The 12,555-nt window shown below is 69.4% G+C and carries 10 protein-coding genes; 5 read left to right on the top strand and 5 right to left on the bottom strand.

The window, feature by feature from the left end; translation table 11 throughout:
- The first annotated feature begins 140 nt into the window (after window positions 1-140).
- From ACIBTS_RS32970 to ACIBTS_RS32955, 4 genes are all read left to right on the top strand, one after another.
- The gene (locus ACIBTS_RS32970) at window positions 141-1,118 is read left to right on the top strand and encodes a tetratricopeptide repeat protein (protein ID WP_399324307.1); all 978 of its coding nucleotides are present in this window, start codon (window positions 141-143) and stop codon (window positions 1,116-1,118) included.
- A gap of 647 nt (window positions 1,119-1,765) precedes the next feature.
- The gene (locus tag ACIBTS_RS32965) at window positions 1,766-2,398 is read left to right on the top strand and encodes a DUF6230 family protein (protein WP_399324305.1); all 633 of its coding nucleotides are present in this window, start codon (window positions 1,766-1,768) and stop codon (window positions 2,396-2,398) included.
- Window positions 2,399-2,516: 118 nt separating this feature from the next.
- A complete protein-coding gene (locus ACIBTS_RS32960) occupies window positions 2,517-3,155 on the top strand; it encodes a DUF6114 domain-containing protein (RefSeq protein ID WP_319675627.1) in 639 nt (212 codons plus the stop codon).
- The gene (locus ACIBTS_RS32955; protein WP_399324303.1) at window positions 3,145-4,527 is read left to right on the top strand and encodes a hypothetical protein; all 1,383 of its coding nucleotides are present in this window, start codon (window positions 3,145-3,147) and stop codon (window positions 4,525-4,527) included. Before ACIBTS_RS32960 ends, ACIBTS_RS32955 begins: the two co-directional genes overlap by 11 nt.
- Window positions 4,528-4,689: 162 nt before the next feature.
- On the opposite strand, the gene pyk is transcribed toward ACIBTS_RS32955, so the two are convergent.
- The 3 genes from pyk to pta form a co-directional block, all read right to left on the bottom strand.
- Window positions 4,690-6,120, bottom strand: a complete 1,431-nt coding sequence (gene pyk, locus ACIBTS_RS32950; RefSeq protein ID WP_399324300.1) for a pyruvate kinase — start codon at window positions 6,118-6,120, stop codon at window positions 4,690-4,692.
- A 140-nt stretch (window positions 6,121-6,260) separates the two neighbouring features.
- A complete protein-coding gene (locus ACIBTS_RS32945) occupies window positions 6,261-7,469 on the bottom strand; it encodes an acetate kinase (protein WP_319675624.1) in 1,209 nt (402 codons plus the stop codon).
- Window positions 7,466-9,556 carry a phosphate acetyltransferase gene (pta, locus tag ACIBTS_RS32940; RefSeq protein ID WP_399324297.1) on the bottom strand — a complete coding sequence of 697 codons (2,091 nt, stop codon included), beginning with the start codon at window positions 9,554-9,556 and terminating at the stop codon, window positions 7,466-7,468. Before pta ends, ACIBTS_RS32945 begins: the two co-directional genes overlap by 4 nt.
- Window positions 9,557-9,738: 182 nt before the next feature.
- On the opposite strand from pta, the gene ACIBTS_RS32935 reads away from it, so the two are divergent.
- Window positions 9,739-10,764, top strand: coding sequence for an ATP-dependent 6-phosphofructokinase (locus tag ACIBTS_RS32935; RefSeq protein WP_399324295.1), 1,026 nt, complete (start codon window positions 9,739-9,741; stop codon window positions 10,762-10,764).
- Window positions 10,765-10,826: 62 nt separating this feature from the next.
- Here ACIBTS_RS32935 and ACIBTS_RS32930 read toward each other — a convergent pair whose 3' ends face one another.
- Complete coding sequence (locus ACIBTS_RS32930) at window positions 10,827-11,459, bottom strand: XRE family transcriptional regulator (RefSeq protein WP_399324425.1); 633 nt, start codon at window positions 11,457-11,459, stop codon at window positions 10,827-10,829.
- 157 nt (window positions 11,460-11,616) lie between these two features.
- Window positions 11,617-12,528 (bottom strand): 5'-methylthioadenosine/S-adenosylhomocysteine nucleosidase, encoded by a 912-nt coding sequence (locus tag ACIBTS_RS32925; protein WP_399324293.1) that lies wholly within the window; start codon window positions 12,526-12,528, stop codon window positions 11,617-11,619.
- Window positions 12,529-12,555: the final 27 nt, after the last annotated feature.

Raw genomic sequence — 12,555 nt, 5'->3', positions numbered from 1 at the left:
GGAGGGCGATCCAGGGGGAGGGCGGTGTTGTGTAGGCACTCAGTGCCTTTACGCTACGACTCGTAGCGTAAGCTTGTGTCGTCGGGGACGTACACGGAACGCTTTTCACGCAGGCGCGCTGACGGGGGAGGATAGGACGCATGCAGCCACGGAACATGTCCATGAGCGGAGTCGTCGACCTCGCCGCGGTGAAGGCGGCCCAGGAGGCCAAGGCGAAGGCGGAGCAGACGCGCGCCGAAACGGCGCGGCAGGGCGGCGCGGGGGCCGTCTCCCCGGCCGATCTCGTCATCGACGTCGATGAGGCGGGGTTCGAGCGGGAGGTCCTGCAGCGGTCCGCCGAGGTGCCGGTCGTCATCGATTTCTGGGCCGAGTGGTGTCAGCCCTGCAAGCAGCTGAGCCCGGTCCTGGAGCGGCTCGCCGTCGAGTACAACGGCCGCTTCCTGCTCGCCAAGATCGACGTCGACGCCAACCAGATGCTGATGCAGCAGTTCGGGGTGCAGGGCATCCCGGCGGTGTTCGCGGTCGTCGCCGGGCAGGCGCTGCCGCTCTTCCAGGGGGCGGCCGGCGAGGCCCAGATCCGGCAGACCCTCGATCAGTTGGTGCAGGTCGCCGAGCAGCGGTTCGGGCTCACCGGTCTGAGCGTCGATCCCGACGCCGAGCCGGGCGGCCGTCCGGAGGCCGCCGCGGCCGAGCCGGTCGGGCCGTACGACGGACTGCTCGAAGCCGCCGTGCAGGCGCTGGACGCCGGTGACTTCGGCGGCGCGGTGCAGGCGTACACGAACGTGCTCGCCGACGACCCGGGCAACAGCGAGGCCAAACTCGGGCTCGCGCAGGCCGAGTTGCTCCAGCGGGTGGGCGGTATGGATCCGCAGCAGGTGCGCAAGGAGGCGGCCGACCGGCCCATGGACGTCGAGGCGCAGATCGCTGTGGCCGACCTGGATCTGGTGGGCGGTCATGTCGAGGACGCCTTCGGGCGGCTCATCGACACCGTGCAGCGCACGGCGGGCGACGACCGGGACGCCGCACGGATGCGACTGCTCGAACTGTTCGAGGTGGTCGGGCCGGACGACCCCCGGGTGGCGGCGGCCCGGCGGGCGCTGGCGCGTGCGCTGTTCTGATCCGGGCGGAGCGCGGGTTCTGACCAGTCGCTAAACGTCAGAGCCCGTGTCGCCGGAGTGAAAGTTCTGCCGAGATGGTTCTTCCGCGGCCGCGTTTTACCAAATCTTGGTAATCGCGGCCGCTGTTACTGCCAGTAAGACAATGGCGTTGATCTGTCGGATTCTGTCCATCGATCAACAGCTTTGTCCTGGGCATGGATGGCACCCTGCGTTGCCGGTCGAGACCTGTGGGTCGTTGTTCGGTTATCCGGCCGTTACTAGCCAGTAACGAACCCCCTTGTGCGGGCGGCGAGAATGCACCACGATCGGCCACGCTCGGTCCAATCCCGTACCCCGACAGCCGGTTGGGTCAACGGGTTTTCCTGGGTCCCCACCGAGCAGGGCAGGCGGCAGTGGCGCCGGTCCTTGGGCAGGGGGGTCTTCGCTGCGCGAAGCCTGCCCAGCAAGGTTGTGCGTGATGCGTGTCAGGCGCGACCAGTGGTTGTCGCTCGGGGGTGATCGCCGGTGATCGGTGCGCGGTTCGCGCCTCCGAGTTGCGGGCGCTCCCCTTCCCGAGGACGTAGCACTTCTCCCATCCCTGCCCGGCTGAGCCGCCGTTTCAGGAGGCTAGTCAGGGCCAGGAGATGTACGTCCGAGAAGGAGGAAATATGGAGTCCCAGGTGCGTGGCGGGACCAGATGGAAGCGGTTCGCTGTGGTCATGGTGCCCAGCGTCGCCGCCACGGCATGTATAGGTGTCGCCCTCGCGCAGGGTGCACTGGCCGCGTCGTTCAGCGTGTCCGGCCAGTCGTTCAAGGTCACGGCCGACCAGCTCGACGGCACGGGCTTCGCGCAGTACGGCGCGATCGACTCGGGTTACACCCTCGACGGCAAGAAGACGGCTCACCCCGTCGCCGTCTCCGGGTTCAAGAGCGCCACGATCACGAACATGTGCCAGTCCGTGGTCACCCCGAACATCCCGCTGATCGGTTCCGTCAGCCTCACGCTGAAGGCGGGCGGCGGCGGTAAGCCGGTCGAGGCCGAGAACCTGTACATCGACGTCGAGGACCTTTCGGCCGACGCCGTGTTCCGGGGTCTCGACATCGGCGTCGCGGCCAAGGACGCGAGCAAGGGTCCTGGTCTCAAGAGCGGTGACACGGCGAACCCGTTCGGGTTCGCCCAGCAGGCCGACTCCGTCACGCTGACCGACGTGAAGCAGACGGCGTGGGCCACCACCGCCGGAACCTTCAAGCTCAGCGGACTGAAGATGTCGCTGTCGACGGGTGTCAAGGAGTGCTACTAAGCACTCTGTGACGGGCGGGGGAGCCGGTGGCGCCCCCGCCCGTCCATCGTGAAGGCCGGGTCTTCACGCGCTGTACAACTCACCACCACAGAACCGCCGCACCAGGGAGCTGTTTTCCATGAGCGCCGAGACCCCTGCCGACCCCGGTCAGTTCACCCGCCGGAGGCAGCAGTTCCGCGCCTGGCGGGGCACCAGGCCTTTCTGGGCGGGCCTGTTCGTCCTTCTCGCCGGCTTCCCCATCGCCTACTTTCCTTACGCGCACCTTCAGGTGGGCCATCTGACGCTGGCGATGGCGACCACCGCGGGCGCCGGGTCGCTGATCATCGGTGTGCTGCTGGGCGTCCTGGGCATCAGTCTGTGGTTTCAGAAGCACGTACAGGTCTTCGCGGGCGTCGCGGCGATCCTGCTCGGCCTGGTCTCCATCCCGGTGTCCAACCTCGGCGGGTTCCTCATCGGCTTCCTGTTCGCGCTGATCGGCGGGGCGATGGCCGTGTCCTGGGCGCCGGGTGCGCCGCCCGCCCCGGCCCAGTCGCCGGAAGCCGTCGCGAACGCCGGAGACGCCCCCGAGGGCGCGTTTCCCGAGAGTTCGGCCCCGGCGGGCGATCTCACCGTGAACCCGTACAGCACGGGCCCGGCCCCCACCGCGGGGCCGTCCTTCACCAAGGACGACGAGGCGACGGGCGAGCCGCACGATCTGCACGAACTGTCACGAACGAGCCCGGCGAACGGGGCGAACGGGAGGCACAGTGCCGGCTGACCAGGTTTCCACCGGGAGCGATGTGGACGCTGCCCGCGTGAGAACCACCGGGCCGCGCCATGCGGCACCCAAGAAGCCGCTGTTCACGAGATTCCACATGCCGGCGGGCAAGGCGATAGCCCTGGCGGCCATGCCGACGGCGGTTCTCATGGGGATGGGCTTCACGCCGACCCTCGCCAACGCCGAGGACCAGCCGGTGTCCAAGAGCCTCACGATCGACGAGTACAAGGACTGTGTGGCGGCCCTGGAGGGCGCGGACGCGTCCGCTTCGGCCTCGCCGTCGCCGTCCGCCTCGGACAGCGCGAGCGAGGACACAGGCGGCTCGAAGGGCGACTCCAAGAACGACTCCACTGACGGTTCCAAGGACGGCTCTAAGGACACGTCGGGCGACTCGGGCGACAAGGGCGGCTCCTCCTCGTCGGATTCAGGTTCCGGCGATGCGACGGAGCCCTCCCCTTCGGCGTCCTCCTCGCCCGCGAAGTCGGCGACGTCCGGTGACACCGCGACGGCGAGCCCCTCGGCCACCGAGACGAGCAAGGGCGTCCTGGAGACCGTCGGCGACGCCATCACGGACCTCTTCGACGGCAAGGACGCCGGCTCGACGCCCACGGCGAGCCCGTCCCCGTCGGCCTCCGGACCGGCCTCGTCCGGCGACTCGTCGTCGGGTTCGGGCTCCGGCTCCTCGGGCACGTCCGGCTCCTCGGGTTCCGGTACATCGGGCAAGAACTCCTCCGGCACGTCCAAGGGCACCAAGGACGCCGTCACCGACAAGGTGAAGGACACCGTCAAGGACACCGCCGAAACGGCCGAGGAGACGGCGAAGGACGCCGGGAAGGCCACCGGCGACGCCACGGCCTCGCCGAGCCCCTCGGAGAGCGCCACCACGAACGTCGACGACTGCCCCGTCGCCACCGACGACGAGGGCGGCATCGACAACAAGATCAGGCTGCCCGACGACCCCTGGTATCTGAACGCGAGTTCGCTGCTCCTCAAGGGCGCCGACTACCAGGGCGTCGTCAAGGTGAAGACCGCCAACGGCACCGTCAAGGAGGTGCTGAAGTACGTCATCTCTGACGGGACGGACATCGGCGACCTGCACCAGACGGTGAACGACAAGCAGTCCGGCCGGACCTACCACGTGCAGGCCGGCAAGGGCACCACGTCGACCATCCGCGACGGCGACACGATCATGTACACGGAGAGCATCTCCGGGAACCTGTTCGGCCTGATCCCGATCACGTTCAGCCCGAAGAGTCCGCCGCCCCTGAACATCCCGCTGATCTACTTCACCAACGTGAAGGTGCAGCAGGCCGGCCAGTTCGGCGGCACGCTGACCGTGCCGGGACTGCACCAGTACACGACCGCCGGCTGACGGACGAGACGAGCACCACCGGCTGAGCGCCCCCCAGACCCGTCCGGGAGCCGCACAAGCGCTGAGGGCGCCCCTTGTTGCAGGGGGCGCCCTCTGGGGGTCCCTCCCAGGCCCTTAAGGCACTGGGGGAGTCGTTCACGCCCCTTCACGGGGCTGCCGGGATCAGTCGCGGGAGCCGCCGCCGAGGTGGTGGACGCGCAGCATGTTGGTGGTGCCGGGGACGCCGGGGGGCGAACCGGCCGTGATGATGACGATCTCGCCCGGATTGAAGCGGTTGATCTTGGCGATCTCCATGTCGACCATGTCGACCATCTCGTCCGTGGTGTTCACGAACGGCACGACATGCGACTCGACGCCCCAGCTCAGCGCCAGCTGGTTGCGGGTGTTCTCGTCGGTGGTGAAGGCGATGATCGGCTGGGACGCCCGGTAGCGGGACAGCCGGCGGGCGGTGTCGCCGGACTGCGTGAAGGCCACCAGACCGCGGCCGCCGAGGAAGTCGGAGATCTCGCAGGCGGCACGGGCGATCGAACCACCCTGCGTCCGCGGCTTCTTGCCCGGCACGAGCGGCTGCAGACCCTTGCTGAGCAGCTCCTGCTCGGCCGCGGTGACGATCTTCGACATCGTCTTCACGGTCTCGATCGGGTACGCGCCCACGCTCGACTCGGCGGACAGCATCACCGCGTCCGCGCCGTCCAGGATCGCGTTGGCCACGTCGGAGGCCTCGGCGCGGGTCGGACGGGAGTTGGTGATCATCGACTCCATCATCTGGGTCGCCACGATCACCGGCTTGGCGTTGCGCCGGCACAGCTCGATGAGGCGCTTCTGCACCATGGGGACCAGCTCCAGCGGGTACTCGACGGCGAGGTCGCCACGCGCGACCATCACACCGTCGAACGCCATCACGACGTCCTCCATGTTCTCCACCGCCTGCGGCTTCTCCACCTTGGCGATGACGGGGACCCGGCGGCCCTCCTCGTCCATGACGCGGTGGACGTCGTTGACGTCCTTGGCGTCCCGGACGAAGGACAGCGCGACCAGGTCGGCGCCCATCCGCAGCGCGAACCGCAGGTCTTCGATGTCCTTCTCGCTCAGCGCGGGCACGTTGACGGCCGCGCCGGGCAGGTTGATGCCCTTGTGGTCGGAGATGACACCGCCCTCGATGACGATCGTCTTCACCCGCGCGCCCTCGACGTCGAGAACCTTCAGCTCGACGTTGCCGTCGTTGATCAGGATCTGGTCGCCGCGCGAGACGTCACCGGTCAGGCCCTTGTAGGTCGTGCCGCAGATCGTCCTGTCGCCGGGGACGTCCTCGGTGGTGATGGTGAACTCGTCACCGCGCACCAGCTCGACGGGACCTTCGGCGAAGGTCTCGAGACGGATCTTCGGGCCCTGCAGGTCGGCGAGGACCCCGATGGCCCGGCCGGTCTCCTTGGCGGCGGCCCGGACCCGTTCGTAACGGCTCTGGTGCTCGGCGTGCGTGCCGTGGCTGAAGTTGAAGCGGGCCACGTTCATGCCGGCCTCGATCAGCGACACGAGCATTTCATGGGAGTCGACCGCGGGGCCGAGAGTACAGACGATTTTCGAACGGCGCATGGGGCGATCCTATCGGTTTGTTTCGCAATGGAATATTCCGTCTGGCGGAAGATACAAATGAGAAGGGATGTGCTCAGTTGCCACGCGGTGGAGCCGCATTTCAACGCGGCTGCTCGGTCGCCACGCGGCGGAGCCGCATATCAATACCGTTCCACCAGTGCGTAGGTCTGTGTGGCGATCTCCAGTTCCTCGTCCGTCGGCACCACGGCGACCGCCACCCGCGCGCCGGCGGGCGAGATCAGCCGCGGCTCGTCGCCGCGTACGGCGTTCTTCTCGCCGTCCACCGCCAGCCCCAGCGACTGAAGGCCCGCGACGGCCGCCTCCCGCACCGGCGCCGCGTTCTCCCCGACCCCGGCGGTGAACGCGACGGCGTCCACGGTGCCGAGTACGGCGTAATAGGCGCCGATGTACTTCTTCAAGCGGTGAATGTAGATGTCGAAGGCGAGCTTCGCCCGCTCGTCGCCCTCGTCGACCCGACGCCGGATCTCCCGCATGTCGTTGTCGCCGCACAGCCCGATCAGACCGCTCTTCTTGTTGAGAAGAGTGTCGATATCGTCGATGGACATTCCCCCAACTCGCGCCAAATGGAAGATGACGGCCGGATCGACGTCCCCGGAGCGGGTCCCCATGACGAGGCCCTCGAGCGGGGTGAGCCCCATCGAGGTGTCCACGCACCGGCCCCGCTCGACCGCCGACGCTGACGCCCCGTTGCCCAGGTGCAGCACGATGACGTTCACCTCTTCGGGGGTCTTCCCCAGCAGCTTCGCCGTCGCCCGGGAGACGTACGCGTGCGACGTCCCATGGAAGCCGTAGCGGCGCACGCGGTGCGCGTCGGCGGTCTCGACGTCGATCGCGTAGCGGGCCGCGGCCTCCGGCATCGTCGTGTGGAAGGCGGTGTCGAAGACGGCGACCTGGGGCAGGTCGGGCCGCAGGGCCTTCGCGGTGCGGATGCCGGTGAGGTTGGCCGGGTTGTGCAGCGGCGCGACGGGGATCAGCCGCTCGATCTCGGCGAGGACGGCGTCGTCGATCACCGTCGGCTCGGTGAAGTGCTTGCCGCCGTGCACCACGCGGTGGCCGATGGCGGCGAGCTCGGGGGAGTCCAGCCCCAGCCCGTCCTTGGCCAGCTCCTCCGCGACGGCCTTCAGGGCGGCGTCGTGGTCGGCGATCGGCCCACTCCACTCACGGCTCTCGCCGCCGGCCGCCAGCGGCGTGTGCTTCAGCCGGGAGGACTGCTCGCCGATGCGCTCGACGAGCCCGCTCGCCAGCCGGCTGCTGTCGCGCATGTCGAGCAGCTGGTACTTCACCGACGAGGAGCCGGAGTTGAGGACGAGGACGCGCGTGGAGCTCACTGGGAGGTTGCCTTCTCGCTCGATGTCTGGGCCTGGATCGCCGTGATGGCGACGGTGTTGACGATGTCCTGTACGAGGGCGCCCCGCGACAGGTCGTTGACGGGCTTGCGCAGCCCCTGCAGCACCGGCCCGACCGCGATCGCGCCGGCCGAACGCTGCACGGCCTTGTAGGTGTTGTTGCCGGTGTTGAGGTCCGGGAAGATCAACACGCTGGCCTGCCCGGCGACTTCGGACCCCGGCAGCTTGGTCGCCGCGACGGTCGGCTCCACGGCCGCGTCGTACTGGATCGGTCCCTCGATCTTCAGGTCGGAGCGCCGGGCGCGGACCTGCTCCGTCGCCTCCCGCACCTTGTCGACGTCGGCGCCCGAACCCGACGTACCCGTCGAGTACGACAGCATCGCGATCCGCGGCTCCACACCGAACTGCGCGGCGGTCGCCGCCGACTGGATGGCGATGTCGGCGAGCTGCTCGGCGTTCGGGTCGGGGTTCACGGCGCAGTCGCCGTAGACGAGGACCTTGTCGGCCAGGCACATGAAGAAGACCGACGAGACGATGTCGGCGTCCGGCTTGGTCTTGATGATCTCGAAGGCCGGGCGGATGGTCGCGGCCGTGGAGTGCACCGAGCCCGAGACCATGCCGTCGGCGAGGCCCTCCTGCACCATCAGCGTGCCGAAGTAGTTCACGTCCGAGACGACGTCGTACGCCAGCTCCACCGTGGCGCCCTTGTGGGCGCGGAAACCGGCGTACAGCTCGGCGAAGGAGTCGCGCAGCTCGCTGGTGGCCGGGTCGATCAGCTGGCAGTCGCCGAGGTCGATGCCCAGGTCGGCGGCCTTCTTGCGGATCTGGTCCACGGGCCCGAGGAGCGTGAGATCGCAGACGCCGCGACGCAGCAGCACCTCGGCGGCGTGCAGCACCCGCTCCTCCGTGCCCTCCGGCAGCACGACCCGGCGTTTGTCGGAGCGGGCCTGCTCGAGGAGCTTGTGCTCGAACATCATCGGGGTGAGCCGGTCGGTGCTGGGCGCGGAGACCCGCTTGAGCAGCTCACCGGTGTCGACGTGCCGCTCGAAGAGACCGAGCGCGGTCTCGGCCTTGCGCGGGGTGGCCGCGTTCAGCTTGCCCTCCATCGAGAACAGCTGCTCGGCCGTGGGGAAGCTGTTGCCGGGCACCGAGACGACGGGGGTGCCGGGGGCCAGACGGGCGGCCAGGGTCAGGATCTCGTCCGTCGGGACCTCGCCCAGGGTGAGCACCACCCCGGCTATCGGCGGGGTGCCGGCGCTGTGCGCGGCGAGCGAGCCGATCACCAGGTCGGCCCGGTCGCCGGGGGTGACGACCAGCGCGCCCGGCGTGAGAGCGGCCAGGAACTTCGGCAGCATGGCCCCGCCGAAGACGAAGCCGAGGGCGTCGCGGGCCAGCCCCGAGTCGTCGCCCAGCAGCACCCTCGCGCCCAGGGCGTGACTGATCTGCGCGACGGTCGGCGCGGACAGGGCCGGCTCGTCGGGCAGCACATAGCAGGGGACAGGCAGCCGATTGGTGAGGTGGGAGGCGATCTCGTCGCGGTCCTCGCGGTCGACCCGGTTGGCGACCATGGCGAGGATGTCGCACCCGAGGCCCTCGTACGCCCGGTAGGCGTTGCGGGTCTCGGCGAGCACGGACTCCGTGGTCTGCCCCCGGCCGCCGACGACCGGCAGCACGGACGCGCCGAACTCGTTGGCGAGGCGGGCGTTGAGGGCGAGTTCGTCGGGGAACTGGGTGTCGGCGTAGTCGGTGCCCAGGACGAGGACGACGTCGTAGTCGCGGGCGACCCGGTGGAACCGGTCGACGAGGGTCGAGACCAGCTCGTCGGCCCCCTGCTCGGCCTGCAGCGCGGACGCCTCGTGATAGTCCATGCCGTAGACGCTCGTCGGGTCCTGCGTCAGCCGGTAGCGGGCGCGCAGCAACTCGAACAGTCGGTCGGGTCCGTCGTGGACGAGAGGCCGGAACACGCCCACCCGGTCGACCTGCCGGGTCAGGAGTTCCATGACCCCCAGCTCGACGACCTGGCGGCCGTCGCCGCGGTCGATACCGGTGACGTACACGCTGCGGGTCACGCGAGCTCTCCGTTTCCTTGCAGTTTCAGGGACACAAAAATCGCCCACCTAGGTGAGCAGATCCCTCTTGACAATACCCCTGGGCGTAGATAAGACGCCCGTCAAGCGACAGTCCGCTCGGCGGGCGTGAAACAATCGGACCTGGCTCCCCGGTACCCACAGCGAGCAGGAGACACAGCACGATGCGCATCGGAGTTCTCACCGCAGGCGGCGACTGCCCCGGCCTGAACGCAGTGATCCGGTCGGTCGTGCACCGTGCCGTCGACAACTACGGCGACGAGGTCATCGGCTTCGAGGACGGCTACGCGGGTCTCCTGGACGGCCGCTACCGCGCCCTCGACCTCAACGCGGTGAGCGGCATCCTGGCTCGCGGCGGCACCATCCTCGGCTCCTCCCGCCTGGAGCGCGACCGGCTGCGCGAGGCCTGCGAGAGCGCCTCCGACATGATCCACGACTTCGGCATCGACGCGCTGATCCCGATCGGCGGCGAGGGCACGCTGACGGCGGCGCGGATGCTGTCGGACGCCGGGCTGCCGGTGGTCGGCGTCCCCAAGACGATCGACAACGACATCTCCTCCACGGACCGCACGTTCGGCTTCGACACGGCGGTCGGCGTCGCCACCGAGGCGATGGACCGCCTGAAGACGACGGCCGAGTCGCACCAGCGGGTGATGGTCGTCGAGGTGATGGGCCGCCACGCGGGCTGGATCGCGCTGGAGTCCGGCATGGCGGCGGGCGCGCACGGCATCTGTCTGCCGGAGCGCCCCTTCGACCCCGCCGACCTGGTGAAGATGGTCGAGGAGCGGTTCGCGCGCGGCAAGAAGTTCGCGGTGATCTGCGTCGCGGAGGGCGCGCACCCGGCCGACGGCACCATGGACTACAGCAAGGGCGCGATCGACCAGTTCGGCCACGAGCGCTTCCAGGGCATCGGCACGGCACTGGCGTACGAGCTGGAGAAGCGGCTCGGCAAGGAGGCCCGCCCGGTCATCCTCGGCCATGTCCAGCGCGGCGGCGTGCCGACGGCCTACGACCGCGTTCTCGCGACCCGCTTCGGCTGGCACGCGGTGGAGGCCGCGCACCGCGGCCAGTTCGGACGGATGACGGCGCTGCGCGGGACGGACGTGGTGATGGTGCCGCTGGCGGAGGCGGTGACCGAGCTGAAGACGGTACCGAGGGACCGGATCGTCGAGGCGGAGTCCGTTTTCTAGAAGTTTCTAGACGTTTCTATACGCTTCTATACGTTTCTGGGCGTTTCGCGGCGTTGTGGACGTTACTGGGCGGTCCGGCCTTCCAGGCTCGTCCAGAAGGCGTCGACGATCCGGTCGAGGAAAGCCCGGCCGGCGTCGCCCGCCTCGCCTGCCGCGCCGCCGTCGCTCCAGTCCGGCGTGGCGGTCGGCTGCCCCTGGTAGTCCCGGTGCAGCCCCTGGAGGGCGTCCTCCAGGAGCCGCCGGTCCAGGGGCACGATCCTTCCCACCGGTTTCACGTACGCCTGCCAGCGGGTGCTGACGGCGGTGCGCAGCAGCTCGGCGAGCCTGGGCTCGTGGCCGGTGACGGTGATCAGGTCGGGCAGTGAGAGGTCGAGCAGCTCGGCCAGCGCGGCGGACTGCCGGTCCGTGCCGTGCCACTGCCCGCTCTCCTCCATCCGCGTGTACGCCGGGAACTCGTGCCCGACGGCCCGCGCGACGTCCTCCGGAGCGAGACCTCGGGCGATGCGGTGCTCGCGCAGGGTGCGGGGCCGTCCGATCAGCTCGGCGGGCGAACACCACAACACCCCTGCCAGGGCGGTGAGTTCGGGGTAGGCGGGGGTGAGTGTCCCCCGTTCCCAGGCGTGGACGAGGTCGGGCGTGGCATGCGCGAGGGCGTAGGACGCGCGGAGCCCGTGGGCGACGTGGGCCGGGGTCATCCCGAGGGCGACGCGGAGCCTGCGGGCGGCGGGGGCGTTGAAGGGGGGACCTGCCTGGCGGGTGTGGGACGGGGGTCTGGGCACGGGGGACAACGTAGGGGGTGGGAGGCGGGGTGGCTACAGGGGGTTGGGTCGGAGTGACGGATCGTAGAAAGCGCTACGGGCGTCCTGCGCGTCCCGTGTGACCCGTGTGACCCGTGTGTCCCGGGTGTCCCGTGTTCCCCGCGATCTTCCCGATGACCGGTCCGTAGTAGGTCCCGCCCTGGAAGGTGATGTGGTCGCCCCCGGAGCCGGAGCCGGAGTCGCGTCGGGGTCCTTCCGTGGTGCCGGGGGTGTCGGACGTGTCCTGTGGTTCGTGCTTGCGCAGGACCGCCACCGCCACCTCCGCCGCCTGTGCGGCGGCCAGTCGTTGTGACCCGGTGGCGTCGGCCCTGCCCTTCCTCGCGTCGGCGCGGTCGCTGATCCCGCGGATGACCAGCGCGCTCACCTGGCCGTTCAGATGGGCCGCATGGGCTGCGCCCGAGCCCTCCATCTCGATCGCGGCGGCGTCGTTGTAGTGCTCGCGAAGGAACGTGACGATTTCGGACTCGGCGTCGGCCAGGACGACGTCCCCCGAGGCGATCGGCTTGAAGTGCGGCCGTACGTCCGTCATGTCCCGCACGGCCGAACGGGCCGCCTGGACCAGGGCGTTGGACGCGTGCCAGGCCTCGGGGCGGGAGTGGAAGCCCTGGGGGGTCCACTTGCCGCCCTGGATGCCGTAGACCTTGGTGCCGACGAGGACGTCCCCGATGCCGATGTCCTCCTTCAGGCTGCCCGCGATGCCGACGAACAGCACGGCCTGCGGGCGGAGCCAGTTGATGAGCTGGGTGGTCATCGCGGAGGCGTTGCTCACGCCCTCGCCCAGCTCGGCGAGCGCCACCTGCCAGGACGTGCCGTCCAGGCGGCCGATCTCGACGCGGGTGCCGTCGGGATGGACGTCCTCCCGCCGGTCGGCGATGTGGGCACGCATGGCCGCGTATTCGAGCGCGAGTGCGGTAAGGACCACGACAGTGGGTTTTGTCTCTGACACACCTTTAAGGTACTGCCAGGTTCATCG

Origin of the sequence: Streptomyces sp. NPDC050121 (genome assembly GCF_044460385.1) — a bacterium.
GTDB classification, from domain to species: domain Bacteria; phylum Actinomycetota; class Actinomycetes; order Streptomycetales; family Streptomycetaceae; genus Streptomyces; species Streptomyces soliscabiei.
Note: the sequence above shows the minus strand (reverse complement) of the source record. Positions and strands in the feature narration are given on the sequence as shown.

Excerpts from the sequence above, each read along its gene's own strand:
- ACIBTS_RS32965 (WP_399324305.1), top strand. The coding sequence starts at position 1,766 with ATGGAGTCCCAGGTGCGTGGCGGGACCAGATGGAAGCGGTTCGCTGTG.
- ACIBTS_RS32930 (WP_399324425.1), bottom strand. The coding sequence starts at position 11,459 with ATGACCCCGGCCCACGTCGCCCACGGGCTCCGCGCGTCCTACGCCCTC.
- ACIBTS_RS32970 (WP_399324307.1), top strand. The coding sequence starts at position 141 with ATGCAGCCACGGAACATGTCCATGAGCGGAGTCGTCGACCTCGCCGCG.
- ACIBTS_RS32960 (WP_319675627.1), top strand. The coding sequence starts at position 2,517 with ATGAGCGCCGAGACCCCTGCCGACCCCGGTCAGTTCACCCGCCGGAGG.
- pyk (WP_399324300.1), bottom strand. The coding sequence starts at position 6,120 with ATGCGCCGTTCGAAAATCGTCTGTACTCTCGGCCCCGCGGTCGACTCC.
- ACIBTS_RS32935 (WP_399324295.1), top strand. The coding sequence starts at position 9,739 with ATGCGCATCGGAGTTCTCACCGCAGGCGGCGACTGCCCCGGCCTGAAC.